Raw genomic sequence first — 26,064 nt, 5'->3', positions numbered from 1 at the left:
TTAAAAGCGGATATTTTATATCTTATTTTTAAATAGTCAAAATTTCGTTTGCGATAAGCTCTAAATCATCGGTGATTTTGTATAAATTTATATCTTCTTTTTTTATTGTTTTTTGGCTAACTAGCGTATTTTTTATAAATTCATCAAGCCCTTGCCAAAACTCGCTCCCAAAAAGAAAAATTTTTACTTTTTTACTACCAACTTGAGCAAGTACTAAAATTTCAAAAAGTTCATCAAGAGTGCCAAAGCCGCCCGGAAAGACGACAAATGCGACTGAACGATCGGTAAGTGCAAATTTTCTTGGACTTAAATTTGAAAAGAGATATTTTGCTGTGACGTAAGGGTTTGTATTTTGTTCAAACGGAAGTCTCACATTTAAGGCTATACTTGGCGATTTTGCACTATCAAATGCGCCCTTGTTTGCGGCTCTCATTATGCCGTCCCCACCACCAGTTAAGATGGCATATCCTAGCTCGTTTAGTTTGTAAGCTAGCTCATAAGCCTTTTTGCAGTAGAAATTTTCTTCGTCAAATCTAGCCGAGCCAAAGAAGGTAACATTTTTATTTTTATATTTTAAGACGTTTGGAAAATTTAAAAGATCGCTAACTAAATCATTATTCATTATTTTAACTGTTGAAGCCTCTCGCGTTTTGAGCCTATCTGAGTGATCTGAATGCCAAAGTTTCCGTCTATTATCACCACTTCGCCAAGAGCTATTACCTTATCGCCGATCAAAATTTCAAGCGGATCGTTTGCTAATTGATTTAACTCGATAACTGAGCCAATATCCATGGTAAGCACATCTTTTAAGAGCATTCTTTTTGAGCCGATACGAACACGAATAGGTAGCCTAACATCCATTATAAGACCGATATTTCTCATCTCTTCAGCGCTAAAATCACCCTTAGCTACGTGAGAGGTGCTCGCTGGTGTAGCTGGTGCTTCAGTCTTTGTTGGCTCAAAAAATTTCATCAACGAATGATCGCAAGCAAAACCGATATGCTCACTTAGATCTTCGATTTTGACATTAAATAAAAATAACTTTTCATAAACACTAAAATCAAGCGAAGAATTTTCATCTAAAAAATTTACATTTATTACTTCAAAATTTATCTTTGGCATACCCTTTTGAGCACCCAAAGATGTACTAAAGGCACTAAAAAGGTTTGAAAATATCTCTTTTGCAGCGTCAAGCTCATCACTGCCTAAATTTTCATTCTTTGAAATTTCCTCTTCGCCCATCATCCATTCGCTAATGGCACTTATTAAAACTGGAGTACATACTATCTCTGTTTTAGCATTGATGTCGCCACTTAAAGAGATATTAGCCATCACTACCGGCGGTTTTATGCCATTTTGCGTTGGTGCATCAAATTCATTTCTTTCACCAACCTCTGGAGCTCTGCCCGTAAGTCCTTCGATAGTAGCTTTTAATTCATTAGAAAATATATTAAAAAAATCATTCATCATCTTCGTCGTCCTCTTCTTCTTCCATTTTGCGCTCATTAGCTTCATACGCCATCAGCTTTGCTTTTCGCTCTTCTTCGTATTTTTCTAAGATATTTTTGATCTCATCTTTATCAGAGCGTATTAATTGCTCAATCCTTATAGATTTTCTAAATCTATGAAGCCCAACTTCAGCTAAGAAAACTTCTTTTTTATCGATACAAACGATCGCCTTATCATCAGCTCCTCTATCAAGCCTTAAAATATCGCCTTCTTTTAAATTTAAAAACTCATTGACGCTGATGATCGATTTGCCAAGTATGGCTTCATATAAAATTTCTGCTCGTCCGATAAGTGTTTTTAGCTCTTTGTTTCTACTTTTTTTTGCACTTGTTTCGCCAAGCATAATGTCTCTGTTTGCAAGGCGTGAGAGTATCGGCTCAAGGTAGATGACTGGATAGCATAAATTTATCATACCGCTTGAGCCACCAACTATGATCTCCATAACGACCATGATGACGATCTCGTTTTGAGAGACGATCTGTACGACATTTGGGCTGCTCTCTTTGGCTTCCACATTTGGGTACATATCAGTTATCATTGACCAGCTCTCTTTTAGACGCTGCATGATCATTCTAAGCACCGCATCAAGCAAATTTACTTCTATGTCGGTTAGCTCTCTATTTGCCTCAAAATTTTCACCAGTTCCACCAAGCAAACGATCTATCATAGGAAAAGCAATACTTGGATTTATCTCCAAAACACAGTTTCCATCAAGCGGCTTTATAGAAAAAACGTTGAAACTAGTTGGACTTGGCAAGCTCATCAAAAATTCGCCATAAGTCATCTGATCAACACTGTGAAGTCTGATCTCGACGATACTTCTCATCACGCTTGAAATTTGACTAGCTAAATTTCTAGCAAGCTTATCATGGATACCTTTTATCGCACGGAGTTGCTCTTTACTAACGCGGTTTGGACGCTTAAAATCATAAATAATAATCTGTTTTTGTTCGCCTTGCGATCTCTCTTCGACCTCGATATTACTCGTATCGCCGTCTTCATCAACAACTTCAAGTAGCGCGTCTATCTCTTCTTGACTTAAAATATCAGCCATTAAACCCCCAAGCTACGCCTGATACGATCAAGCAAACGTTTATGAATTTGTGAAATTCTACTCTCGCTGATATTCATGATCTGGCTTATCTCTTTTAAATTTAGCTCTTCATAATAATAAAGCTGAACCAACATCTGATCTCTTTCGTCAAAATCTTTTAAAGCTTCTTCTATTTTTAAAATGAGATCCTCTCTCTCAATGCTCTTTTCGACGTCACTTTGACCAATTAGCTCCATTTGCTCATCTATTGGCAAAATAGTAATGATACCGCTAACGCCTCTTGCCTCTCTTATCTTCTCAATATCTTCATTAAGTTTTTCAGCCAAATACTCATCGCTTGGCTCTTCTTCGTGCTCATTGAAGTAATTATCTATCTCGCTATTTATACTCTTTACGAGTTTTCTATCGCTTCTGCTAACAACATCAAGCGTCCTTAGATAATCAAGCATAGAACCATAAATTCTCTTCTTGCCATACCCCCAAAAAGAGTCATTTTGCTCTTTGTCATACTTCCTGCTAAGTTTTATCATCTCTTCAACGCCAATGCTTATCAGATCATTTGCATCTATACTTGATGGCAAACGCTCCTTTAGTCTAAACGCCATTGCACGCAATGCTGGCATGTATTTTAAGACAATCTCGTCTTGTTCTTTTTTTATTGTATTTTTATAAGCGTTAAGCTGCTTTTGCTTTAGTTCGTGCATTTCGCTTACCAGAATCAAAATTTTCAGTGGCTATTTTTACCATGATATTTTCCATACGTTTTTCCCTAGTGTTTAGCTCAGAGATGAGATAATCTGCGATCTCCTCATGCTTTTGCTTATCAAAAATTTTATTCAAAGCTCTTTTTACATCGATGTAATTCATGATAACAATGTGAATTATAAGGTAAAAAAACAAGGTGATAACTAGCGTATAAATAAGCATTTCAACAGGCTCACTCACCTTTAGCAAGGTAAAAACTATACCCACAAAAAAACCACAAACAGTAAAAAAAGCTATAAAATTTTCTGCACGCAAAGCTCAATCTCCATTAAAATTGTTCTATCAAACGCTTAAAGAAGCCCCCAAAGCTCCTGCTTTGCTCATCTTTAAGCACTTTTCGTTCCAACCTATAAAGCAAATTCGAAGCTATCTGCTTGATCTGCACGCTAGGATCAAGGTATGGAGCGTCATCTGTAAAGAGCGTCCTTTGTTTTATACTCCTTGCTACACTTCTATCAGAGGCTACATAGCCAATTAGATCTAAATTTAAGCTGGGTCCAATATTTGCGTTAGCCACTCGCTTTATATTTTCATAAATTCTAGTCGCTTCTGCTTCATTTTTTACCATATTTAAAAGCAAAAGCTCACTATTTTTAAACCTTGAGACGATCTTTATGACAGCGTATGCATCAGTTATCGCTGCAGGATCAGGTACAGTTACCACCACGACCTCATCAGCTGCCTCTAAAAATAGCTGCGTGCTACCGCCTATGCCAGCTCCAGTATCGATGATCAAAAAATCAAGCTCATCAAGCTCGCTCGCCTCATCCAAAAACCTCTCAAATAAAAATTGATTGTTAAATTTCAAAATTTCATCACCACTCTCGCCAGGGATAAGGATCAAATTTTTATTTATAGGTATCAAGATATCTTTTAGGCTGCACTCGCCTTTTAGCACGTGAAGTAAATTTTTACCCATTTTTACATTTAAGATGACATCAAGGTTTGCAAGGCCGATATCAGCGTCAAAAAGCCCTACTTTGTAGCCATTTTTTGATAAAACATTTGCTAAATTTGCGCTTATCGTACTCTTGCCAACACCGCCCTTACCACTAGTTATCGCAATAAAATGCGTATTTTTGCTCTTGCTTTGAGACTGGACTAAACTTTGTAATTTTTGCGCTTGATTATTCATCGCTAGCCTTTTGCTTTGTAAAGCCGTCAAACACGCACTCTACTAAAAATTCGCTCTTTGCCTCCACAAGATCATCAGGCACCTCTTGACCCACGCTAAAGTAGCTAACCGGCGTATTTGTCTCATATATCAGCGAAAAGACATTACCAAAAATTTTAGTTTCGTCAAATTTGGTGATTATTAGCGTGTCAATATCCAAAAATGAAAACCCATTATAAATTTCTATTAGATCTTCAACCTTTGAGCCAGCCGAAAGGACCAAATTTACATCAATCTTTGCACCGCTATGCTTTAAAAATTTATCAAGCCTTTCAAGCTTTTCTTTGTCATACTGCGAATTTCCAGTCGTATCAATAAGTATCACATCACAATAATTAAGCTGTTTGATAGCATTTTGAAAGTCATCTATCTCGATAACATCGAGAATAGGCAGCTTCATCATTTTAGCGTATTGAAATAGCTGCTCAACCGCTCCGATACGATATGTATCAAGCGTAATGATGCCTGTTTTATAGCGCTTTTCATTGCCGTAAGCAAAACGAGCAGCTAGCTTTGCAAGAGTCGTAGTCTTACCAACTCCAGTTGGGCCAACTAGCATCATGATACGTTGTTTTTTATCGCTTGGCTCTTTTCTGCAAGGTAGCATATTTCGCAAAAGCGAATAAAAATATCTCTTTACAGCAGTTGGATTACTCTTCATTGACACTGGTAAATTTTCAAGCGTCGTTTGCATGATAGCCTCTAAATGCTCCTCTTTCATGCCGCTTTGTTTTGCGAGCTTATAGATACTAGCAAACTCCGGCGGGATCGAGAGATTATTGCGATTTGGGGCTTTTTCATCCCAGATCATGTCAGTTATGAGCCCTATTTTTTCGCTTAGTACGCTTACTTGCTTTGCCACATCGTCTATTTTTTTATTCATGCCACTTGGTATGCTTGACTCTTTATCTTTGACATCATCGATATTTACATTTGCGATCGTGCTTATCTCTTTTGCAGCGGCTGAGATATTTAAAAGCACGCTCTCGTTTGGATCATAAGGCTCTGGCGATGCTGTCTTTGCCTCAAATTTAGCAGGCTCCTCTTTTATCTCAAATTTTGGCTTAGCAGGCTCATAGTTTTTATTAAATTTAGAATAGGCATTTTCGTAATTTATGGCTTTTGTATTTGGTTTTGGGGGTTGCTTCACGTCGTCTTCTTCGACGCTTACTAAAATTTCATAAAGCGGTTTTTTATTTATCGTTTTGGCTTGAATCTGTTTTGTAGTAACTAGTATGGCCTTTTCACCGCACGTTTCTTGAGCCTTTTTCAAAGCCTCGATGGTGCTCTCGCCTGTAAAAGTATGAAATTTTGTAGCCATTTATATCCTTTTAACCTCTCATAAGACCTAGTGGCACGATCACGCTAAACCTCTTATCGGCTCCTGGGTGCGGGACGATAAGGCGCGGTGTCTTATAGACTTTTTTACTAAAATACAAAATATCCAGATCAAGCGTGCGTGGCGCATTTTTAAATGTCCTCACGCGCTTAAATTTACTCTCATAGTGCCTCAAAATTTTTAGTAAATCCCGAGGGCTCATAGATGTTTGTAAATTTATAACAGCGTTACTAAAATCATCCTGCGCTTCGTAGCCAAACGCCGCATTTATAAGGATCGGCGAAACTTCAACTACATGAAATCTGCTATCACTTGTAATCGCTCTTATAAATCTATCAAACCTCTTTGCGCTATCGCCGATGTTGCCACCCATACCAACTAGCGCCTCATACTTAAACTCATCTCTTTTATGAAAAAAACTAGGGCAAAAACGGCTTCTTGCGATCTTTCTTGCTCCAGCTAGGCTCATAAAATCTCGCACCCACCTTCTCTTGCGACCACCACGTCTTCGATGCGCACGCCAAATTCATTTTCTAGATAAATTCCAGGCTCCACACTAAAGACCATGCCCTCTTTTATGAGCGTTTCGCTCCTTGCTGAGATGACTGGGAGCTCGTGTATATCGACACCCACGCCGTGTCCTGTCGAGTGAAAAAAGGCCTTTTCATATCCGGCCTTTACTATCACATCTCTTGCCGCAAGATCTATCTCGCACGCCCTAATGCCAGCTCTAGCAACCTTTATCGCAGCAGCCTGAGCCTCTTTTACGATCTCGTAAATTTCTTGCATTTTGGCGTTTGTAAATTTTTGCTCTTTTGAGAAGTTAAAATTTTTATCAAAGCAAGCAGTTCTGGTGCGATCAGAGCAGTAGCGACTAAATTTCACTCCAGCATCAAGTAGCAACAAATCGCCTCTTTTTAAAATTTTATCCCCAGGTAGCGCATGCGCCTTTGCGGCATTTTCATTTATTGCCACGATCGGATCAAAGCTAAGACCTAGCTCGTTTTTTTGCCTAAATATGAGCGAAGCGTTAAAATGAAGCTCTTTTTCGCTCATCCCTTCGCCATTTTCACGCACAAATTTAGCAAATTCATCAAAGCATTTTGCTCCAAATTCGCTAGCTCTTTTTAAAATTTTTATCTCATCCTCGCTCTTGCAAATTCTCTTTAGCCTAGAGAAATTTGTCTTTGGCTTGAAATTTATCTTAAAACCTTTGCTAAGTGCGTTAAACTCGCTGATACTTAGCTCATCAGGGTTAAAAACGAGGCTTTTTGGCTTCATCTTTCTTAAAAACGCTCTGACCTCACTTATTAAATTTCTCTGCGCCAAAAGAACGACTACGCCAGCATTTACGTAGCTTTTTGCCTCAAAATAATACCTCGCGTCCGTGAAAAAGTATTTCACGCCGTCAAGGCATAGCAAAAACTCATTATCGCAGCTGTAGCCACACTCGTAAAATACGGCGTTTTCGTCCTTTAAGATGAAATTCATTGTGCTTTTTGATTTGCTCTTACTGCTTTGATTTGCTCAAAAATTTGAAGCATGCCTATCATCGCCAAATGATAGCCAACTGGTCCAAAGCCCACGATCTGGCCTGCTGCAACTGGTGCGATGAGGCTTTTGTGGCGGAATTCTTCTCTTCTATAAACGTTGCTGATATGCACCTCGATAACTGGCAAAGCAACCGCACTTAGCGCGTCACGGATGGCAATAGAGGTGTGAGTGTAAGCAGCTGGGTTTATGATGATGCCATCAGCATCGCCCAAGCACTCTTGGATCTTATCGACTAGCTCGCCCTCAAGGTTGCTTTGAAAAAACTCGATCTCAACGTCATTTTGATCGGCAACGATCTTCATTTGAGAGTGGATGTCCTCCATCTTCATAACGCCGTAAATTCCTGGCTCTCTAGCGCCAAGCATGTTGATATTTGGGCCTTGGATGACCATTATTTTTAGCTTCTTATCCATGTCACTCCTTTTTGATTAAATAGCCCAAATTATACATTTTCGTTCCTAAATTTTCGCTACAATAACAAAAATTTAAGGCTCAAATGTGGAAATTTTAAAAGCGAAAAAAATAATCACTGGCGGAGAAAATCCAAAAATTTTAAGAAATTCTTGTCTTGTCATCGATGAGGGTAAAATTTTAGAAATTACAAACGAAAAAGAGGCGCAAAAGAAATTTAAAGAAGCGAAAATTTGCGACTTTTGCGACAGCGTGATCGCCCCAGCCTTTGTAAATACGCACGTTCATTTAGAGTTTAGCTCAAATGTCAGCACCCTAAAATATGGCGACTTCGTAAAATGGCTTGGCTCCATCATCGATAAAGGTGGCGAGCTAGCCAAAATGGACGCCAAAAAAGCGATGAGTGGGGCTATAAATTCTCTACTAAAAAGCGGAGTTTGTGCCATTGGCGAGATATCTAGCTTTGGTAGTGATCTTGAAATTTTAGCCGCTAGTCCGCTAAAAGTCGTACTTTTTAGTGAAATTTTAGGCTCAAGCGAGCAAATGACCCACCAAAATTTGCAAAATTTCTTAGCCAAATTTGAAAAAACAAAGGACTGCAAAAGTAAAAATTTCACCCCAGCCATATCGCTGCACTCGCCCTACTCTGTGCATCCAAAGCTCGCTAAAGCCGCCCTTGAGATAGCCAAAAAAGACGATCTTCTTGTTAGCACGCACTTTTTAGAGAGCAAGGCTGAAAAGCAGTGGCTAGAGCACGGCAGTGGAGGGTTTAAAAAACATCTTTTAAGATTTAATCCGGCCCCAAAGCCGATGTATGATGCGGAGGGCTACTTTGCGATGTTTCGTGAGATAAATACGCTATTTACGCACTGCGTTTATGTGAGTGATTTTGCTAAATTTAGACCACATCACAGCGTGACACACTGTGCCGTTTCAAACAGGCTACTTGGCAAAAAGACGCTAAATTTAAAAGAAATTTTTAAAAACAATGTGAGCCTAAACATTGGCACAGACGGTCTTAGCTCAAACATCAGCCTAAATTTTTGGCATGAACTAAGAGCCGCTCTATTTACCCACGCGAGCCTTGATCTAAACAAGCTTGCCACTAGCCTTTTTGTTGCTGCAACGCATGGGGGCGCAAAGGCGCTTAGGACAAATAACGGCGAGATAAAGGCAGGACGCGCAGCAGATATCGCAATCTATAACGACCTAAAGTGCGATGATAGCGAGCTAATACTTCAGCTCATACTTCATACAAACGAGGCTAAAAAACTATATATCGGAGGTAAAATTTGCAAATTTTAAGGCTTATTTTTAGAGGAATTTTGGGAATTTTTAAATTTATCAATAACTACTTTAAGGCGCTCATATTTTTACTGATCTTATTTTTTATTTTCGCGCCAGATGGCAAGATGAAAGAGCCAAATTTAGCCCGCATAGACATCACCGGCACGATAGTAGATACGAGCGAAATTTTAGACGAGCTCGAAAAAGCAAGGCTTGATAGCAACATCAAAGGCGTGCTGCTCTACATCGATAGCCCAGGCGGCGCGCTAAGTCCTAGCGTGGAGCTAGCCATGGCGGTCAAGAGGCTAAAAGAGAGCAAAAAAGTGCTCGCATACGCAGCTGGCAACATGGCAAGTGGCAGCTACTACGCTGGCGTAAATGCCGATACTATCGTAGCAAACCCAGGCGCTTTCATAGGCTCCATTGGCGTCATCATGCAAGGGGCAAACATCGAAAATTTAGCCAAAAATTTAGGCGTGAGCGAGCAGGTGGTAAAAGCTGGCGAGTTTAAAGAGGCTGGCACATTTATGAGGAGCTGGAGCAAGCAGGAGCGTGAGAGCTTGCAAGGGCTCGTAAATGACGCTTACATACTATTTGTAAGCGACGTGGCAGAGGCTAGAAATTTAGACATCAATAAAAAAGACGAGTGGGCAAACGCAAGAGTGTTTTTAGCTCACAATGCCCTAAAGATGGGGCTAATTGATAGCCTTGGTAGCTACATGGACGCTCAAAACGAGCTAGCTAAAATGAGCCTCGTAGATGAGCCCATCTGGCAAGAAAAACCACAGCTCGAAAAGATAATGGAGAAATTTACAAAGCAAGGCATAAACTCGCTTTTTAATGCATTTTTTGAGACAAAGCTTAGATAATTTTTCTAAAATTTATAAATTTAAGCACCAAACAATAGGCTAAAAGAGTTTTTAATAAATCCTTTTAGCCAAGTCAAATACTAAAAATTTGTAATACTTTTTAGCTTAAACTCGTAAAGTAGATTTGAAATTTTATCTGTTGATTTGATATCCAGCCCAAGATCATTTGCTAAAATTTTGTAATAAATTTGCGGATTAGATCTTAGATCGATTGGCGGTGATTTTGAGCTTTTTGAGAGCTTTTTGCCATCTTTTAAAAGTAGCTTATGATGAATAAAATTAGCATTATAAAAGTTAAGATTTAGCCTTTTTGCAAGGTATCTTTGAGCTAGCGTGCAAGCCTTTAGATCCTCTCCTCTAACAACCAAATTTATACCCATATCCTCGTCATCTATCACGCTTGCAAAGTTGTAAGCAGGAGTAAAATCTTTTTTGTAAATCACAAAATCGCCCATTTGCTCTGCCACAAGCTTACCAAGAGGATCACCCTCATCCACGCTTAGTCTAATGGCGGTCTTGTCTTTTATAAATTTTAGATTTTTATTTTTACAAATTTTAGTGTAAATGCCGTTTTTATAGGCATTCTTTGTGGTTCTTGAACATTCACAGATATAAATTTCATCTAGTTTTTCAAGTACATCTTCGTATCTTTTAGCTCTTATTTTGAAGCTAAAATTACGCTCAAAGTCACTTACGCTAATTGGACCTTTATCGTATTCAAGCCCTAAAAATTCTAAAACATCAAAGATATTTTGGACAAATTCTTGCCGGTATCTACCAAGGTCATAGTCATCGATGCGTAAGTGCAAAATACCATTTACCGAACGTGTCAAAAGATAAGTTAGGATGAAGTTATAAGTATTGCCAGCATGTAAAAAACCACTAGGAGTAGGAGCTATGCGGGATGCTATGCCACCATTTGGTGGCAAATAGTCATTAATCCCTTGGTCTAGCCTCATTTACCCTTAAAGTACGTCCGCCTAGTTCTTTTTCATTTAGTGCGTCTATGGCTTTTTGTCCCTCGTTTGCATCGTCCATTTCAACAAAGCCAAAGCCTTTTGAGCGATCAGTTTCTCTATCTTTTACTATTTTTGCTCGCCTTACTTCACCAAATTGTGCAAAAGCTTCCTTTAATTCTGCCTCTGTCGTTCTATACGACAAATTTCCTACATAAATATTCACAGGAGTGTTCCTTAAAAAAATTACCGATTTATTCGGTTAGTGTGATAATAGCTAATTTTCGTCAAAAAGATGTAAAAAATCAAAAATTTATTATATTTTTTTGAAAAATATTCTTAAAAGCTACAAACTCGTATATATAGAGTTTCTATAACTATCACTAAACAAAATCTAATCTTGAGTTTAAAAAGAATAATTAAATAAAAAATTATTTTATCTTTATAAGCTATTTATAAAGTAAATTATTCTTTACTTGAAGATAGGCTTCATCGCCAAGTAAATTTTTAACTATAAAAAGTGCAAATTCCATTGAAAATGCAGGACCCTTTCCTGTGATGATGTTTTGATCTTTTAGCACGTTTTTATCGCTCACGTAGCCTCTTTTGTCGCTTCTTACATTTTCTTCGAATCCTGGATAACAAACAAAATGATCTTTTAGCACACCAGCACTCTCAAGCACCATAGGAGCAGCACAAATGGCACAAATAAGCTTATTGCTTTTATCAAAATTTTGCAAAATTGCTTTGAGCCTTGTATCGTTTGCTAGATTGCTAGCTCCTGGAAGTCCACCAGGAAGGACTATCGCATCATAGTCTAGCTCTTTCATCTCGCGAAGTGTTACGTCGGCTTTTACGCATATATTGTGACATCCTTTGATGTTTACGTCATTTAGCCCAACAATAGAAGCTATCGCTCCAGCTCTACGTAAAACATCAACAGAAGTTAGTGCTTCTATCTCCTCAAATCCTTCAGCTAAAATCACAGCAACTTTTTTCATAAATTTATCCTTTCAAGTAATATGTTTTATTTGTTAAGTAAAATTTTATATAATATTGGCTTATTTCACAAGAAAGGACAGAGCATGCAAGTAAAAATTATTTACTGCAACTCTTGAAACTATCGTCCGGTAGCTTCTCGTGTAGAAGATGAAATAAAAGCGAACTTTAGTGATGCAAGAGTCGAAAAGGTTATAGGTGATGGTGGAAATTTTATCGTCGAGGTTGATGGAGATGTTATATTTTCTAAGAAAGATCGCATCGGAAATGATGAAGCGAGATTTCCTCACGGTGAAGAGATCACAACTCTTATAAACAAATATCTTAAAGAAAAGTCGGCTTAATGCTAGCTACCGAGACGGGAAACCGTCTCGTTTTTTCCCATTTTTAACTTGCAATTCTACTATCTTGATATAAAAATTTTATAATTAAAACATTAGTCTATCTCGCTAAGAATTTTCATTTTTTTATATATTTTTTGATTATTAAAGATTTTACTAGCTGATGTTTGGCCATATTTGATTTTTATCGAGCATAAAAATTTTATGCATTCTATACTAGTGCTACTTGAAATTTTACAATGTATGAAATGAAGTTTTTTGCTAAAGCCAATACTTTTTAAATAGTGACTTTAGCTAAGCATTAGATTTACTAAACATAAATTTAGCAAGAAATATTAAGCTGCTTTATTTATTTGCGCGCTCAATATACTCGCCGCGAACAGTATCCACACGGATAACCTCGCCCTCAAGTACGTGAAATGGTATCTGAACTACCGCACCACTCTCAAGAGTAGCTGGCTTTTTACCGCCTTGCGTATCGCCCTTGAAATTTGGTGGAGTCTCAACTATCTTTAGCTCAACTACTTGCGGTACTTCAACGCCGATTGCATTGCCATTGTGAAATAAAATTTCAACCATCATGCCATCAATCATCCATTTTTTTACATCACCCACATCCTCATCGCTAATAGCAACTTGTTCATAAGTAACCGTATCCATAAACTGACAATACTCACCATCATCATAAAGATACTGCATCTCTTTTTCTTCAAGATGTGGTTGCTCGCATTTATCGCCTGCGTGAAAAGTCTTTTCAAGCACTTTTCCGTCGATAAAAGATTTGATTTTCGCACGAACAAAAGCTGCACCTTTGCCCGGTTTAACGTGTTGATATTCTACGATTTTATAAGGAACGCCATCGATCTCAATCTTTAGCCCTTTTTTTAGATCGCCCATTGAATATGAAGCCATTTTTTATCCTTTCAAAATTTTATATAACTGCGTATTGAGCCCAAACGCAAGCTTCAAGTGCGTTTAGTCTCTCTAACGTTTCTGCTTTTATATGTTCATCAACCAAGATGACAGCAAGTGCCATATTGTGATCATCTCTACCAAGGCGGAAGTCTGCGATATTAATCTTTTCATCAGCCAAGATTTTACTAATCTGAGCAATAACACCTGGCACGTCGTGATTTTTAAAGATGATCATCTTACCTTTTGGCTTAAAGTCGGTCTTAAATCCATTTATCGTTACGATGCGTTGCTGATTTTCACCAAATACCGTTCCACCAACGGTTACAATGCCATTTTCGGTAGTTAAGCGAACGGTGATTTTATTTTTAAAAATACTATCTCCACCAAGACTAGTTTCGGTCACTATACCTTTTTCATCGCATAAAAATTTAGCATTTACGTAATTTATCGCATCACCAAGACTCTCTTTTAATGCACCAACTATGGCAAATGTTAGCATTGAATTTGCATATTCGCTGATTTGACCATGAGTTTCTATACGGATAGCCTTGATAGCGCTTTTATTTATCTGTGCAGCAAGAAATGCCATCTTGCTTGTAAGATCGATATAAGGCTCAACAAATGGCGGTAGATCTTCTGTTTTTATAGGTAAATTTAACGCATTTGGATAGCTTATGCCGCGAGCTGCTAAAATAGCTTGTTCGACTGCCTCGACTGCGATATTTCGCTGTGATTCAAGTGTATTTGCTCCAAGGTGTGGGGTGACACTTACATTATTTAGATCAAGAAGTGGATGATCAGTTGCTGGCTCTCTTGTAAAAACATCAATACCGGCAAATGCTATTTTGCCACTTTTTAGTCCTTCATAAAGCGCTTCTTCGTTATAAAGACCGCCTCTAGCACAGTTTATAAGTCTTACGCCATCTTTCATTTTTGCGATCTCTTTGGCGCCGATCATATTTGTTGTCTCTTTAGTTTTTGGTGTATGTATCGTGATAAAATCACATGCTAAAATATCATCAAAATTTTTAGTATAAGTACCGCCCATATCGATAATTTTAGATGGATCAATATATGGATCATAAGCTATGATCTCCATACCAAAAGCTTTTGCACGAACAGCTACCCTTGAGCCAATATTTCCAAAGCCGATCACGCCAAGTTTTTTCTTAAAAAGCTCAACCCCATACCATTTCTCACGCTTCCAAATTCTATCTAGCTTTAAATCATTATGAGCGTATTCAAGAGATCTAGCTGAAGCTAGCATATGTGCCATTGTTAGCTCAACTGCAGCAATAGTGTTTGCAGTTGGAACGTTCATAGCTATTATGCCACGCCTTGAGCACCCTTCTATATCAACATTATCTACACCAACACCAGCTCTAACAATAGCTTTTAGTTTTTTACCAGCGTTTAAAAAGGCCTCGTTTACTTCAGTTGAGCTTCTTGTTATAGCAACATCAGCCTCGCCTAAAATTTTTAAAAGTTCATCTTTGGGAGTATTAACTGCGTCTATTACGTTTATATCTTGCTCTTTCTTTAAAAGTTCAAAACCTACTGGATGTATCGCATCGCAAACAATGATAGTCTTCATAATTTTACCTCTCTCACACTTGAGTGGATATCATAAACTCTTAGTTCTAAAATGATATTTTGTAGAAGTTTAGAGTCTTGAGTATTTAAAAATATCTGGCTTTTCGCACCATCTTTTACAACAGTAAAATCAACCTCACTTTTTCTTAAAGTCTGCATCAAACAAAACATTGAATAGATATCATTTTTATCTATCAAAAGTTCATATGCAGTAATCTTTGGTTTTTCTATTTTGGGTCGGTTGTATTCTATAAAAATTTCATTTACGGGCAGTACATAATCTCTTTTTCTAATAGTTGCTAGCTCACTCATCCAGTTGGTATTACTGGTCGTGTTTTTGGTTAAATTTTGCTCATTTGTGATATTTTCTTCAGACATTTGACTGAAATTTACACTTGCAAATTTAACAAGAGAAATTCCAACCAAACCCAATATTACAAATAGCAGGACAACTACTAATAAAAGTATGCGTCTGCCCATTTAAACTAAAGTAATTGTTCTTTTATAATATCGCCAAGTGTTACTTTATCATCGTTATCATTGATCTCATTTAACACTTCACGCTCTTTTTGTTTTGCTAAACGGCGTATGCTCAGGCGAATTCTATTTTTCTTCTCATCGATAAATGCGATAGCTGCTTCGATCTCATCGCCAATCTTAAGTGTACTAACGTCTACACTACCTAAATCTTCTTTGCGGATCAGCGCATCAACGTTATCACCAAGCTCTACAAATACGCCAAAGTCTTTAATGTCGCGAATTGTTCCTTTTACGATATCACCTACATTAAATTTATCAGCAAATGCTTGAACTGGACTTTGTTTTAGGTCTTTTAGGCTAAGTGAAACTTTTTGTTCAGTACTATCGATTTTGATTATTTTTACTTCAAGCTCGTCACCAGCTTTAAACATATCTTTGCATTTATCGTTTCTATCCCAAGACGCGTCTTCATTATGTAGTAAGCCTTCAACGCAACCCACTCTAACAAATGCACCAAAATTTGTGATAGTTGTCACAACGCCTTTTACTACGTCGCCCTCTTTGTGTTTTGCCTTAAACTCATCAAATGGCTTTGGAAGTAAATTTTTAAGGCTTACTCTTAGGCGGTGTCCTTTAGCATCAATTTCAATAACTTCAACATCAATCTCTTGACCTTCATTGATGTGATCTTTTGGATTTTTGATATTTTTGTCCCATGAAATTTCAGATATATGTAAAAATCCTTCAATATCATTTCCAAGATCAACAAATGCACCATAAGGCTCAATATTGCTAACTGTTACTTTGATAGTGTCACCAACCTCTAATCCATCATTTATGATCTCTTCCCAAGGGTCTGGAGTAGCTGCCTTGATAGATAGAGACAAGTGGCGTTTTTCGTTGTCATAGCTGATAACTTTAACTAAAACTTTATCACCTTCTTTATATAGTGAGCTAGGATTTACTGGGCCCTTATAGCTTATCTCACTATAATGTACAAGCCCATCGACTCCGCCAACATCAACAAACATACCATAAGTTGTGATTTTTTTAACTGTGCCCTCTATAACACTATCATTTTCTACTATGCTTGATAGAGCTTCTTTACGTTTTTTGCGATCATCATCTAAAATTTTCTTTCTAGAGACGACTATGCTATTTTCTTCTTTATCAATTTTTATAACTCTTACTTTATATGTTTTACCAATTACTCCTTCAGCATTTTTAAAGCCACTGTGAGTTTTTGGTAAGAAAAATTCCACTCCATTTACATCTTGAGTTATAAAACCACCTTTATTTTTTCCAACTACTTTTACATCTATTTCGCCAGAATTTTCAGGATCGTAAGCTTCGATGAAAGCTTTAACTTTCTCTTTTCTAAGTGCTTTTTTGTGCGACACTATAGGTCTTCCATTTCTTGATCCAGTTATTACAACTTTGATCGTATCGCCAACTTTATGCGTCAGGTTGCCGTTTGCATCAGTGATCTCAGAAACATTTAAAATGCCTTCTGACTTCTTGCCAACGTCGATTAAAACCTCATCGCCATTGATACTGACGATCTTTGCGTCACTATCTTCTTCAGTCTTTTTAAAAGACTCCTCTAACATCGCAGCAAAATCGATATCTTCAATATCTTCGTCTTTTGCTTTTCCTAATTGAACACTTTTGTTCACAGCCATCTTGATCCTTTAAATTTTATTATGCCAGTAGAGGCAAATTAGCTTATTATAGTTAATTGTGGCTTTAGCTAGGATAAATTTTATACTTTTTTGATTCTGTCAACGACTTTTTGTATGATCCAGTCAGGCGTACTTGCACCCGCACTTATGCCACACAAATTTTTGCCCTCAAACCATGACTTTTCAAGCTCTTCTTCACTTTCTATCAGGTAGCTATCTTCGCAGAAATTTTTAGATATTAGATAGAGTTGTTTTGTATTTGAGCTATTTTTTCCACCAATTATTATCATCACATCAGCTCTTTTTGCCAAATTTTTAGCAGCCTCTTGGTTTTCAAATGTTGCGTTGCAGATAGTGTTAAAAACGCGTACCTCTTTTACGTGAAGCATAAGGTAGTTTGCGATTTGCATAAATTTCTCGACTTTTCTAGTCGTTTGGCTAACAAGTGCGACCTTTTGCTTAAATTTAATGCCATCTAGCTCGCTCTCTTCAAGCACAACATAGACGTTACCCTTGGCGTATGACTTCACGCCCTTTACCTCAGGGTGGTGCATGTCGCCATAGATCACCACATCATAGCCCTCTTCGCTCATTTTTTCACAAATTTGCTGTGGCTTTGTCACAAACGGACAAGTTGCGTCAATCACTTTTATATCTGTCTTTTTTAGCTCTGCAAGGTCATTTTTGGTGATGCCATGAGTGCGGATGATCGCCTTTTTCTCATCTTTTAGCTCGTCTATGCCATCAAGCGTCTTTACATTATAGTTTTTTTCAAGCCTATTTATCTCTTCATTGTTATGAATGAGTGGCCCAATAGTTGCAGCATCTCCTGCATTTTCAGCGATTTTTATCGCCCTTTTTACACCAAAACAAAATCCATAGCTACTAGCAAGCTCAATTTTCAATTTTAGCTCCCATTTTCTTTAAAATTTCAGCAAAATTTGGAAATGAAGTGGCGATAAATTCGCTCTTTTCTATCTGCATGCCACATTTTAGTCCAAGTATGGCAAAGCTCATAGCGATCCTGTGATCTCCGTGGCTATCTATCGTGGCAAATTTAGCCTCTGAACCATTTATGATAAAACCATCTTCAAGCTCGCTAGCATCTACACCGCACTGCTTTAGCGCATTTATCGTGACAGCTATCCTGTCGCTCTCTTTTACACGAAGCTCTTTAGCATTTGTTAGCTTGCTTTGACCTTTAGTGCAGGCAAATGCGATGGCTAAAGCCGGGGCTTCATCGATGAGCCACGAGATATTTTCACTAACTTCCACGCCTTTTAAATTTGGTGAGTATCTAACCTCTATATCACCGATATCTTCGTATTTGCTTGATGTTTTATGAAATTTTATCTCAGCACCCATTTTTTCTAAAATCTTGTAAGCTTCTATGCGAGTTTTATTTAGCAAGATATTTTTTAAAACGATATGCGAATTTGGGATGATTAGAGCTGCAACTGCAAAGAAAAATGCTGAGCTTGGATCATTTGGCACATCTATATCAAGTGGCGCAAGTGGCGATTTCATAGGCTCTAGAGTGATATCTAAGCCATCACGCTTTATATCAGCTCCCATGCCTGCAAGCATGCGCTCAGTATGATCTCTACTTAGCTCTAGTTCGCTAAATTTGCAGCCATTTGAATAAAGTGCTGCCAGCAAAAGCGCACTTTTTACCTGAGCTGAGGCAATCTTGCTATCAAAACTAAATCTTTCAAATTTTGTCCCTCTTATGCAAAGCGGGGCGTTGTTTGCGTTGTTTGCACCATCTATCTTTGCACCCATATCGTTTAGTGGATTTGCTATTCTTGCCATCGGGCGTGAGTTTAAATATCTATCGCCACTTAGTACGAAAAAGCCATCCTGTGCGGCTAATAGCCCCATAAAAAGCCTCATTGCCGTACCAGAGTTGCCACACTCTAAAATTTCATTTGGCTCTTTTATCTTTTGTGGCGGTGTGATCGTTATTTCAGAACCACTGTCTTCGACCTTTGCACCTAAAAGCTCGACTATTTTTAAGGTATTTAGCGTGTCGCCTGCTCTTAGATAGTTTCTAACGCGAGATGGTTTATCGCTTAAAAGCGAAAACATCGCGCATCTATGTGAGATAGACTTATCAGCCGCGATGTCATCGATGGTTAAATTTAGACTTTTTTCTAATGGATAAATTCTCATCTTATTCCGATATTTAGTTTCTCTTTTAGCTCGCTTAAAATTTTATCCATAAGTGCGTTTATATCGTCATCTTCGAGCGTTTTTTCCATATCTTGGAATGTAAATTTAAGGCTAAGGCTGATCGCGCCATTTAGTTTCGCATCTTTATAAATATCAACTGGTAAAAATTCTTTTAGCTCTTTTAAATTTAGCCCTCTTATGCACTCATAAATTCGTCCAGCCTCGAAATTTTCAGGCACGATGAGGCTAAGATCTCTTGTGGTGCTTTGGAATTTCGAGTAAGGCACTGCTAAGACCGGTTCAAATTTAAGCTTGGCAAAATCAATCTCGCAAACATATGTTCTTGGCAGATCTCTCTTTGCTTCTACTCTTGCATCAACTCTACCGATATAGCCAATATTTTCGCCATTTTGATAGATGTGTGCTTGCTCGTATGGGCTAAGATATGAGATGCCCTGGCAAGGTTTTAGCTCAAATTTACCTATGACATTTTGCACCATCGATGCAAATGCATAGAAATTTGCCTCCTCACCTTTTGCACCGTTTATCAGTGTTGGCTCTTTTAAAAGTCCGGACACAACAAAACCTAAATTTAAGCCCTGATTTACATTTTCGTCAAAAATTTCTCCAAGCTCAAAAAGTCTAACTGAGCGTTTCGAGTTTTTGATATTTTTCTCGCTTGAGCTTAGAAGATGATTAACAAGTGTCGGTCTAAGCGTATTTAGCTCGTTATTTATAGGATTTAGTATCTTGACTTTGCATGGTTTAAAATTTAGCTCGCTAAGCTCATCCTCACTATCAAAGACATAGTGCACACTTTCAAAAAAGCCATTATCAGCTGCTCTACGCCTTAAATTTAGGGCGTTTTTATAGTCAAAATATGTCTTATTTAGCCTATTTTTCTCAGAGAAATTTAGTGGTTTTGAAGCGATATTGTCTATGCCTACTATCCTTACGATCTCCTCGCAAACATCGTGAGAATTTACTATATCGTGGCGAAATAACGGCACTTTTACGTTAAAGCTTTCTTGCTCAACATTTACTGCGATCTCAAAGCCAAGTTTCTTTAAAATTTTAACGACATCATTTCTAGCAATATCTTGACCGATCATATTTTTAAGCTCAAAAAGAGAGATGCTTAGTGTTATAGGCTCGGTATTTAAAAGCGACTGCTGTGAGCCAGCAAAGAGATTTAGAACATCTTTAAAACTAGCAAGTCTTTTAAATAAATAATCCGCACCATAAGCTAAATTTGGCTCACTGCCACGACTTGAGCGATAAATTTGATCACCCTTTGGTAAATTTTTATTTTCAAAAATAGCTTTTGAAACAATATCTGGCTTTACGTAGCTAGCTTCTACTAGGATCACTTTTGACTTCTCATCTACCCTTGCTATGTCACTTTGGTAAATTCCGGCAATGCCTAAATTTTTATCCCCGCAATAAACGACACATTCGCCATTTTTGCCATTTTTTATATCAAAAACAGCCTTTTCACCTTCACTTACAAGTTTAGCGTGATCATAAGCTCTAAATAAAACACCCGTGCAAAATGTTGCGTATTCAAGCAGTCTCTCCACTAAATTTATCTTTTGACACTCTATTAATGCTAGACGCATGCGAGTTATTAGATTTTCATATAGTCCCTCTTTTAGTTCAAAAGCCTTATATAAAAATGACCCATTTACTTTATCCTCTGCTCGCACAGAAGCTATTCTGCCAATACCTAGTAAATTTTCGCTTTCATCGTCTTCGTGACTATCTTTCATATTTAGATCAAGCGCTGCACAAATTTCTCTTGCGATGCCATGTAAATTTTGACAATCGCCTCTGTTTGCTGTGACATCAACTTCGATTATCGTATCTTTAAATACCTCAAATTCGCTAAGACTTGTACCAAGTTTTAGCTTGCCGATACTCTCATCAAGCGGTAAAATTCCATCATTTACCTTTGGAAGTCCCAGCTCACTTGAAGAGCAGATCATACCACTTGACTCGATACCTCTTAGCTTTGCTTTTTTTATCTCAAGACCATTTGGCATAGTCGTGCCAATGAGCGCGACTGGCACAAATTGGCCAGCTTCAACGTTTTTAGCCCCACACACGATCTGAAGTGTCTCTCCGCCAACATCTACCTGACAAACGCTTAGCTTATCGGCATCTGGGTGCTTTTCTCTACTTTTTACGTATCCAACTACGATACTCTTTGGTAAATTTATCTCTTTATAGCTATCAACCTCTAGCCCGATAGAATTTAATGTCTTTGAAAGTGTCTCGCCGCTAACCTCGCTAAGGTCAATCCACTCGTTTAACCAATGCTTTGAAATTATCATTTAAACTGCTCCAACAATCTTAAATCTCCCTCAAAAAGTGACCTCAAATCAGGCACTCTATGAAGCAACATTGCAAATCTCTCAACGCCAAGGCCAAAGGCGTATCCACTTACATTTTTATAGCCAACTGCCTTAAATACATTTGGATCAACGACGCCGCATCCAAGTACCTCAAGCCAAGTAGTCTGCTTGCACACTCTGCAGCCCTTACCATGGCAGAATATACAACTAATATCAACCTCTGCGCTAGGCTCCGTAAATGGGAAAAAGCTAGGGCGAAAACGCACTTCAACATCGCCAAACATATGCTTTAAAAAGCCCTCAAGCATTGATTTTAAATTTGCAAAGCTAACTTTCTCAGCATCCTCTACCACAAGGCCCTCAACCTGGTGAAACATCGGTGTATGAGTTAAATCCATATCACGTCTAAAGACGGTGCCTGGCGCTATCATGCGAATAGGTGGCTTTTGATTTAGCATAGTTCGCACCTGAACTGGGCTCGTATGCGTCCTTAAAAGTCTAAAATCATCTAGGTAAAATGTATCTTGCATGTCCCGTGCTGGGTGGTATTTTGGTAAATTTAGCGCTTCAAAATTGTGAAAATCATCTTCTATCAGTGGTCCGGTCTCGAGCGAGAAATTTAGAGCCAAAAAGTATTCAATTATCTTATCCATCGTAGCCATAACAGGGTGCAGCGCTCCGCTAGCCACTGGCTCATTAAATAGCGTGATATCAGCGGCTTCTTTTTTCATCTTGTTATCTATCTCTTGTTCGCTAAGCTCAGCTTTTTTAGCTTCTATTAGCGCGCCAAGCTCATCTCTTTGTTTGTTTAAATTTGCTGCAAATTCCTTTTTCTCATCTTCACCAAGCTCTTTTAGCTTTGCAAAGCCTTGTGCCAAGATACCCTTTTTGCCAAAAATTTCTACCCTGACTTTTTCCAAATCATCAAGCGTTGAAATTTCATTTTTGATTTTATTAACGAAATCTTGCAATTTTTTGCCTTTATAAATTTTTGAGTCGATTTTATAGAAAAAGAGTTAAAATCAAGATAAAGAGCACGAAATTTAAGCACACTTTGATATAATTTTGCAAAATTTCAAAGGAGCTAAAATGACCATATTTGAAAAGATCGTAGCTGGTGAAATCCCTTGCAACAAAGTGCTTGAAAGCGAGAAATTTCTAGCTTTTAACGATATAAATCCAAAAGCACCGATCCACATCCTAATCATCCCAAAAAAACACTATAAAAATTTCCAAGAGATGGATCCGGTTTTAATGGGAGAGATGACTAAATTTATCCAAGAAGTGGCGACCTTAATGGGCGTTGATAAGAGCGGATACCGACTCATCACAAACTGCGGTGAAAACGGCGGTCAAGAAGTTATGCATCTGCATTTTCACCTGCTTGGCGGAGCTAAGCTTGGCTGGAGCGAAGGCGTAGCTGATCCACAAAGCACATTTTAATAACTTCTAAATTTTAGACTCAAAGCATGAGTCTAAAATTTATTTTCTTGCAGCCTTAATAGCTTCAAGCAACTCTTCAAAACCTACTTTACTTGAGTTTTCGACATCTTTTAATATTTCAACGCCAGGTAGATTTCCTTTGTCTTTATCAGCAAAAATAACCATCGCTTTTTCTAGACCATGATGAACATTTTCATGATGAGCTGCGATACTTGAGAGAATTTTGGCATCTTTTACGAGAGTATTTTTCACATCTTTTTCATACCATTTGCCAAATCTACACTCATGAACATCTTGAATCTTATTAAACTCATTTAAAAGCACGCCTCTATATCCATTTAATTTCATATTTATATGATCTATTTTTCCATTGCTTACATAGACTTCATTTGTAACATTTAGAGCCTGATTTAGGATATTTTGCGTATTTGCATTTACGCTTGAGATATTTCCTTCAAATCCACCTAAAATTTTCATAGCATTTGTAGAAATTTTTGAGAAATTCTCACTCATTTCGATCATCGTATTCGCACTTTGCTTAAGGCCATTTATATTTACTTCTACTTCAAGTGTCGCTTTTTGAGTGCGTTCAGCTAGCTTTCTAACCTCATCTGCTACGACAGCAAAACCTCGTCCATGCTCACCAGCACGGGCCGCCTCGATAGCAGCATTTAAAGCTAGCAAATTTGTCTGATCTGAGATATCTTTAATAAGATTTATAATCTCAGCAATCGAATTTACGCTTCCATTAAGCGAAGAAGCATCATTTGAAAGGTCATTGCTCATCTGGCTTACTTGCTCGATCGAGTTTAAAATTTCAGCCGTTTGCGACTTGAGTTCGCCCGTCTCTTTGAAAGTCTTTTCATTTAGTCCATTTATACTTTCAAGCATTTTTAGATTTTCTTCCATTGTTAATTGCAAGAAATTTATACCATCTTGATAACTTGAAAGCAATAAATTTACAGCCTCTTGCTTATCCTTAGCTTGCTCTTTTGGCTCGCAAGTTTTAACGTTTTTTAGCTCCTCTTTAAGTGCTAAAATTTCAGCCTTTAAAGCTTCATTTTCTCTTTGTAAAGCTTCATTTTTACTAGAAAGCTCTTTATTCTTGCCATCAAAAAACATTTTTCATCCTTTAAAATTTGTATATTTTGCGTAATTATAACTCTTTTTTCTTAAGACAGTAGTCTAAGATTTCTATCTGCTCATCAACGCTTTTATTTGCCGTGCCGCCCTGCGAACAACGCGCCTCTTTTGAAGCGTGAAGATCTAAAAATTTAATAGCATTTGCATCTAAATTTTCATCCACACTTTTTAGCTGCTCTTCGTTTAATTCACTCAAATCAAGGCCCAAACTTTCAGCCTTTGCCACAGCTTTTCCAGTGATAAAGTGTGCCGTTCTAAATGGGATATTTTTCTCACGCACTAGATAGTCCGCTAGATCGGTCGCGCTCAAATGCCCTGTTTTTGTAGCTTTTAGCATATTTTTTTCATTAAATTTAGCTGTTTTTATCATCTCATTTAGGATGGTAGCCGAGCTTAAAATGGTTGAGACGCTGTCAAACACACCCTCTTTATCTTCTTGCATATCTTTATTATAAGCAAGTGGCAGACCCTTCATCGTAGTTAGTAGCGCTACCAAATTTCCATTTACGCGCCCAGTTTTACCGCGTATGAGCTCAGCGACGTCTGGATTTTTCTTTTGAGGCATTATGGAACTTCCTGTACTATAAGCGTCACTGATACTTACAAAGCCAAATTCTTGTGAGCTCCAAAGTATGAGCTCCTCGCAAAGCCTAGAAGCGTGCGTCATAAAAACGCTAATGTTAAATAAAATTTCCAGCGCAAAATCACGGTCACTCACGCTATCCATCGCATTTTGCGTGCAGCCTGCAAAGCCAAGCTCGCTTGCAACGATAGTTCTATCTATCTTATGCGGTGTGCCTGCAAGGGCTGCTGAACCAAGCGGACTTAGGTTGTTTCGCTCATATGAGCTAACAAAACGCTCGAAATCTCTTTTAAACATAAATGCATATGCTAGCAAGTGATAGCTAAGGCTTACTGGCTGAGCGTGTTGAAGATGTGTGTAGCCTGGCATTAGCGTATCTTTGTGGTTTTTTGCCAAATTTGTAAGCGTGGCGATGAGCTCTTTGATGAGAGATGAAATTTCTAAATTTTTCTTCAAAACATAAAATTTAAAATCAAGCGCAACTTGGTCGTTTCTACTTCTAGCTGTGTGCAGTCTGCCGCCAAGCTCAGCTCCGATGATCTCGCTAAGGCGCTTTTCAACGGCCATGTGGATATCCTCATCCTCTATCTTAAAAGCAAATTTACCAGCCCTTATCTCAGCCAAAACCTCATCAAGCCCTTTTATGATCGCCTCTGACTCCTCTTTTTTCAAAATTCCACAAACCCCAAGCATCTTTGCGTGAGCCTTACTACCAGCGATATCTTCTTCAAAAAGATTTTTATCAAAATTTATAGAGGCATTAAATTCCTCAAGTAACTTCGAACTAGCCTCGCTAAATCTGCCCTCCCACATCTTTTTGTGTGCATTTTTCTCTTCTTTCATAGCTTTACCTTTGATTAGTTTTGTGTGATTTTAACAAAATAGCACTTAACTGGGTATTTTAACTATAAAGTTGCAAAAAAGTTATAAATATAATTTATCTTTAAGGATATAGAAATATAATTCAAAATATAACTTTTTAAAAACTATTTTAATTTTCTATTGAATATAGTTTAAAATAAAAATAATCTATATAAGAGGAAAGATGATATGCAAATAGATGCGAATATGAACTCAAACATTTTCTATCATGACGGCTATACATCTATCTCTTCAAATAGCTCAAAAACAAGCATGTTAGTATCTTCTGGCTATGACAAGAAAGATATTGTAAGAAGCAATGAAGTACATGTAGAACAAAGAGAAGATGCTAAAATTTCCCCTATAATTATTAATAAAGCAAGTGCCATACAGTTACAAAAGGACTTAGAAAAATTACAAGATCAAAAGCTAGATATTTCGCATCAAATTTCAAGCATTCAAAGCCTAAAAGATCGTAATTCTATGCAAATGCTTCATTACTTAAATTTAGAGCAGTCAGCCATTCAAAATAACATTTTAAGCATTAAAACTCAAATGATAGAAATGGCACAGGCTTAAA

At 37.7% G+C, this 26,064-nt stretch carries 28 protein-coding genes and 1 pseudogene; 5 read left to right on the top strand and 24 right to left on the bottom strand.

Going from position 1 to position 26,064, the window contains the following annotated elements:
- Positions 1-28: 28 nt before the first annotated feature.
- From F3G75_RS04410 to aroQ, 10 genes are read right to left on the bottom strand one after another with little or no spacing between them, the layout of a single operon-like run.
- Entirely contained in the window at positions 29-622 is a 594-nt protein-coding gene (locus F3G75_RS04410; RefSeq protein WP_149716701.1) for an LOG family protein, read from the bottom strand.
- Positions 622-1,470, bottom strand: a complete 849-nt coding sequence (fliY, locus tag F3G75_RS04405; protein ID WP_149716700.1) for a flagellar motor switch protein FliY — start codon at positions 1,468-1,470, stop codon at positions 622-624. The genes F3G75_RS04410 and fliY overlap by 1 nt, the downstream gene beginning before the upstream one ends.
- Positions 1,460-2,563, bottom strand: coding sequence for a flagellar motor switch protein FliM (gene fliM, locus F3G75_RS04400; RefSeq protein WP_054196277.1), 1,104 nt, complete (start codon positions 2,561-2,563; stop codon positions 1,460-1,462). The genes fliY and fliM overlap by 11 nt, the downstream gene beginning before the upstream one ends.
- Positions 2,563-3,267: an RNA polymerase sigma factor FliA gene (locus F3G75_RS04395; RefSeq protein WP_103629104.1), complete on the bottom strand. Its 705-nt coding sequence runs from the start codon at positions 3,265-3,267 to the stop codon at positions 2,563-2,565. Before F3G75_RS04395 ends, fliM begins: the two co-directional genes overlap by 1 nt.
- Positions 3,239-3,583 (bottom strand): hypothetical protein, encoded by a 345-nt coding sequence (locus F3G75_RS04390; RefSeq protein WP_149716699.1) that lies wholly within the window; start codon positions 3,581-3,583, stop codon positions 3,239-3,241. Before F3G75_RS04390 ends, F3G75_RS04395 begins: the two co-directional genes overlap by 29 nt.
- Before the next feature lie 13 nt (positions 3,584-3,596).
- Positions 3,597-4,463, bottom strand: coding sequence for a P-loop NTPase (locus F3G75_RS04385; RefSeq protein WP_149716698.1), 867 nt, complete (start codon positions 4,461-4,463; stop codon positions 3,597-3,599).
- Positions 4,456-5,823, bottom strand: coding sequence for a flagellar biosynthesis GTPase FlhF (gene flhF / locus F3G75_RS04380; protein ID WP_149716697.1), 1,368 nt, complete (start codon positions 5,821-5,823; stop codon positions 4,456-4,458). Before flhF ends, F3G75_RS04385 begins: the two co-directional genes overlap by 8 nt.
- Positions 5,824-5,833: 10 nt before the next feature.
- Positions 5,834-6,310, bottom strand: coding sequence for a 2-amino-4-hydroxy-6-hydroxymethyldihydropteridine diphosphokinase (gene folK / locus F3G75_RS04375; RefSeq protein WP_149716779.1), 477 nt, complete (start codon positions 6,308-6,310; stop codon positions 5,834-5,836).
- The gene (locus F3G75_RS04370) at positions 6,307-7,332 is read right to left on the bottom strand and encodes an aminopeptidase P family protein (protein WP_149716696.1); all 1,026 of its coding nucleotides are present in this window, start codon (positions 7,330-7,332) and stop codon (positions 6,307-6,309) included. Before F3G75_RS04370 ends, folK begins: the two co-directional genes overlap by 4 nt.
- A complete protein-coding gene (gene aroQ, locus F3G75_RS04365) occupies positions 7,329-7,808 on the bottom strand; it encodes a type II 3-dehydroquinate dehydratase (RefSeq protein WP_004317604.1) in 480 nt (159 codons plus the stop codon). Before aroQ ends, F3G75_RS04370 begins: the two co-directional genes overlap by 4 nt.
- An 85-nt stretch (positions 7,809-7,893) precedes the next feature.
- On the opposite strand from aroQ, the gene mqnF reads away from it, so the two are divergent.
- Positions 7,894-9,111, top strand: a complete 1,218-nt coding sequence (mqnF, locus tag F3G75_RS04360; protein WP_149716695.1) for an aminofutalosine deaminase family hydrolase — start codon at positions 7,894-7,896, stop codon at positions 9,109-9,111.
- Positions 9,099-9,962, top strand: a complete 864-nt coding sequence (sppA, locus tag F3G75_RS04355) for a signal peptide peptidase SppA (protein ID WP_149716694.1) — start codon at positions 9,099-9,101, stop codon at positions 9,960-9,962. The genes mqnF and sppA overlap by 13 nt, the downstream gene beginning before the upstream one ends.
- 80 nt (positions 9,963-10,042) lie before the next feature.
- Here sppA and F3G75_RS04350 read toward each other — a convergent pair whose 3' ends face one another.
- The 3 genes from F3G75_RS04350 to F3G75_RS04340 all read right to left on the bottom strand — a co-directional run bounded on the left by F3G75_RS04350 (position 10,043) and on the right by F3G75_RS04340 (position 11,919).
- Positions 10,043-10,921, bottom strand: coding sequence for a glutamate--tRNA ligase family protein (locus tag F3G75_RS04350; protein WP_149716693.1), 879 nt, complete (start codon positions 10,919-10,921; stop codon positions 10,043-10,045).
- Entirely contained in the window at positions 10,899-11,144 is a 246-nt protein-coding gene (rbp, locus tag F3G75_RS04345; RefSeq protein WP_009294719.1) for an RNA-binding regulator, read from the bottom strand. Before rbp ends, F3G75_RS04350 begins: the two co-directional genes overlap by 23 nt.
- Positions 11,145-11,367: 223 nt before the next feature.
- Positions 11,368-11,919, bottom strand: coding sequence for a DJ-1 family glyoxalase III (locus F3G75_RS04340; protein ID WP_149716692.1), 552 nt, complete (start codon positions 11,917-11,919; stop codon positions 11,368-11,370).
- A gap of 84 nt (positions 11,920-12,003) precedes the next feature.
- Here F3G75_RS04340 and F3G75_RS04335 point away from each other — a divergent pair, with 84 nt between their 5' ends.
- Positions 12,004-12,261 (top strand): SelT/SelW/SelH family (seleno)protein, encoded by a 258-nt coding sequence (locus F3G75_RS04335; RefSeq protein WP_255349566.1) that lies wholly within the window; start codon positions 12,004-12,006, stop codon positions 12,259-12,261.
- 342 nt (positions 12,262-12,603) lie between these two features.
- Here the strand turns inward: F3G75_RS04335 and efp are convergent, their stop codons facing one another.
- From efp to pheS, 8 genes are all read right to left on the bottom strand, one after another.
- The gene (gene efp, locus F3G75_RS04330; RefSeq protein ID WP_021090997.1) at positions 12,604-13,170 is read right to left on the bottom strand and encodes an elongation factor P; all 567 of its coding nucleotides are present in this window, start codon (positions 13,168-13,170) and stop codon (positions 12,604-12,606) included.
- Positions 13,171-13,189: 19 nt separating this feature from the next.
- Complete coding sequence (gene serA / locus F3G75_RS04325; RefSeq protein ID WP_223154346.1) at positions 13,190-14,770, bottom strand: phosphoglycerate dehydrogenase; 1,581 nt, start codon at positions 14,768-14,770, stop codon at positions 13,190-13,192.
- Positions 14,764-15,144 carry a hypothetical protein gene (locus F3G75_RS04320; protein ID WP_223154434.1) on the bottom strand — a complete coding sequence of 127 codons (381 nt, stop codon included), beginning with the start codon at positions 15,142-15,144 and terminating at the stop codon, positions 14,764-14,766. Before F3G75_RS04320 ends, serA begins: the two co-directional genes overlap by 7 nt.
- A 107-nt stretch (positions 15,145-15,251) precedes the next feature.
- The gene (locus tag F3G75_RS04315; RefSeq protein ID WP_149716689.1) at positions 15,252-16,928 is read right to left on the bottom strand and encodes a 30S ribosomal protein S1; all 1,677 of its coding nucleotides are present in this window, start codon (positions 16,926-16,928) and stop codon (positions 15,252-15,254) included.
- An 80-nt stretch (positions 16,929-17,008) separates the two neighbouring features.
- A complete protein-coding gene (locus F3G75_RS04310) occupies positions 17,009-17,833 on the bottom strand; it encodes a 4-hydroxy-3-methylbut-2-enyl diphosphate reductase (protein ID WP_149716688.1) in 825 nt (274 codons plus the stop codon).
- A complete protein-coding gene (gene aroA, locus F3G75_RS04305) occupies positions 17,823-19,100 on the bottom strand; it encodes a 3-phosphoshikimate 1-carboxyvinyltransferase (RefSeq protein WP_149716687.1) in 1,278 nt (425 codons plus the stop codon). The genes F3G75_RS04310 and aroA overlap by 11 nt, the downstream gene beginning before the upstream one ends.
- Positions 19,097-21,433, bottom strand: a complete 2,337-nt coding sequence (gene pheT / locus F3G75_RS04300) for a phenylalanine--tRNA ligase subunit beta (protein WP_149716686.1) — start codon at positions 21,431-21,433, stop codon at positions 19,097-19,099. Before pheT ends, aroA begins: the two co-directional genes overlap by 4 nt.
- On the bottom strand, positions 21,430-22,425 hold the full coding sequence (gene pheS / locus F3G75_RS04295; RefSeq protein WP_085657680.1) for a phenylalanine--tRNA ligase subunit alpha: 996 nt from the start codon (positions 22,423-22,425) through the stop codon (positions 21,430-21,432). Before pheS ends, pheT begins: the two co-directional genes overlap by 4 nt.
- Positions 22,426-22,543: 118 nt before the next feature.
- Between pheS and F3G75_RS04290 the strand changes: the two genes are divergently transcribed.
- Entirely contained in the window at positions 22,544-22,897 is a 354-nt protein-coding gene (locus F3G75_RS04290; RefSeq protein ID WP_021091047.1) for a histidine triad nucleotide-binding protein, read from the top strand.
- Positions 22,898-22,936: 39 nt separating this feature from the next.
- On the opposite strand, the gene F3G75_RS09585 is transcribed toward F3G75_RS04290, so the two are convergent.
- The 3 genes and pseudogenes from F3G75_RS09585 to argH form a co-directional block, all read right to left on the bottom strand.
- On the bottom strand, positions 22,937-23,245 hold the full coding sequence (locus F3G75_RS09585) for a CZB domain-containing protein (protein WP_410369058.1): 309 nt from the start codon (positions 23,243-23,245) through the stop codon (positions 22,937-22,939).
- 90 nt (positions 23,246-23,335) lie between these two features.
- Positions 23,336-23,608 (bottom strand): annotated as a pseudogene (locus F3G75_RS09580) (methyl-accepting chemotaxis protein); the annotation flags it as partial.
- A 445-nt stretch (positions 23,609-24,053) separates the two neighbouring features.
- A complete protein-coding gene (gene argH / locus F3G75_RS04280) occupies positions 24,054-25,466 on the bottom strand; it encodes an argininosuccinate lyase (protein ID WP_149716684.1) in 1,413 nt (470 codons plus the stop codon).
- A gap of 207 nt (positions 25,467-25,673) precedes the next feature.
- On the opposite strand from argH, the gene F3G75_RS04275 reads away from it, so the two are divergent.
- Positions 25,674-26,063 carry a hypothetical protein gene (locus F3G75_RS04275; RefSeq protein ID WP_021090651.1) on the top strand — a complete coding sequence of 130 codons (390 nt, stop codon included), beginning with the start codon at positions 25,674-25,676 and terminating at the stop codon, positions 26,061-26,063.
- The last annotated feature ends 1 nt before the right edge of the window (position 26,064 follow it).

Origin of the sequence: Campylobacter concisus, from assembly GCF_902460705.1 — a bacterium.
Lineage (GTDB): Bacteria > Campylobacterota > Campylobacteria > Campylobacterales > Campylobacteraceae > Campylobacter_A > Campylobacter_A concisus_Z.
This window is presented reverse-complemented; position numbering and strand designations above follow the sequence as displayed.

Excerpts from the sequence above, each read along its gene's own strand:
- F3G75_RS04410 (WP_149716701.1), bottom strand. The coding sequence starts at position 622 with ATGAATAATGATTTAGTTAGCGATCTTTTAAATTTTCCAAACGTCTTA.
- fliY (WP_149716700.1), bottom strand. The coding sequence starts at position 1,470 with ATGATGAATGATTTTTTTAATATATTTTCTAATGAATTAAAAGCTACT.
- fliM (WP_054196277.1), bottom strand. The coding sequence starts at position 2,563 with ATGGCTGATATTTTAAGTCAAGAAGAGATAGACGCGCTACTTGAAGTT.
- F3G75_RS04395 (WP_103629104.1), bottom strand. The coding sequence starts at position 3,267 with ATGCACGAACTAAAGCAAAAGCAGCTTAACGCTTATAAAAATACAATA.
- F3G75_RS04385 (WP_149716698.1), bottom strand. The coding sequence starts at position 4,463 with ATGAATAATCAAGCGCAAAAATTACAAAGTTTAGTCCAGTCTCAAAGC.
- flhF (WP_149716697.1), bottom strand. The coding sequence starts at position 5,823 with ATGGCTACAAAATTTCATACTTTTACAGGCGAGAGCACCATCGAGGCT.
- folK (WP_149716779.1), bottom strand. The coding sequence starts at position 6,310 with ATGAGCCTAGCTGGAGCAAGAAAGATCGCAAGAAGCCGTTTTTGCCCT.
- F3G75_RS04370 (WP_149716696.1), bottom strand. The coding sequence starts at position 7,332 with ATGAATTTCATCTTAAAGGACGAAAACGCCGTATTTTACGAGTGTGGC.
- aroQ (WP_004317604.1), bottom strand. The coding sequence starts at position 7,808 with ATGGATAAGAAGCTAAAAATAATGGTCATCCAAGGCCCAAATATCAAC.
- F3G75_RS04350 (WP_149716693.1), bottom strand. The coding sequence starts at position 10,921 with ATGAGGCTAGACCAAGGGATTAATGACTATTTGCCACCAAATGGTGGC.
- F3G75_RS04340 (WP_149716692.1), bottom strand. The coding sequence starts at position 11,919 with ATGAAAAAAGTTGCTGTGATTTTAGCTGAAGGATTTGAGGAGATAGAA.
- efp (WP_021090997.1), bottom strand. The coding sequence starts at position 13,170 with ATGGCTTCATATTCAATGGGCGATCTAAAAAAAGGGCTAAAGATTGAG.
- F3G75_RS04320 (WP_223154434.1), bottom strand. The coding sequence starts at position 15,144 with ATGTCTGAAGAAAATATCACAAATGAGCAAAATTTAACCAAAAACACG.
- F3G75_RS04315 (WP_149716689.1), bottom strand. The coding sequence starts at position 16,928 with ATGGCTGTGAACAAAAGTGTTCAATTAGGAAAAGCAAAAGACGAAGAT.
- aroA (WP_149716687.1), bottom strand. The coding sequence starts at position 19,100 with ATGAGAATTTATCCATTAGAAAAAAGTCTAAATTTAACCATCGATGAC.
- pheT (WP_149716686.1), bottom strand. The coding sequence starts at position 21,433 with ATGATAATTTCAAAGCATTGGTTAAACGAGTGGATTGACCTTAGCGAG.
- F3G75_RS04290 (WP_021091047.1), top strand. The coding sequence starts at position 22,544 with ATGACCATATTTGAAAAGATCGTAGCTGGTGAAATCCCTTGCAACAAA.
- F3G75_RS09585 (WP_410369058.1), bottom strand. The coding sequence starts at position 23,245 with ATGAAATTAAATGGATATAGAGGCGTGCTTTTAAATGAGTTTAATAAG.
- argH (WP_149716684.1), bottom strand. The coding sequence starts at position 25,466 with ATGAAAGAAGAGAAAAATGCACACAAAAAGATGTGGGAGGGCAGATTT.
- F3G75_RS04275 (WP_021090651.1), top strand. The coding sequence starts at position 25,674 with ATGCAAATAGATGCGAATATGAACTCAAACATTTTCTATCATGACGGC.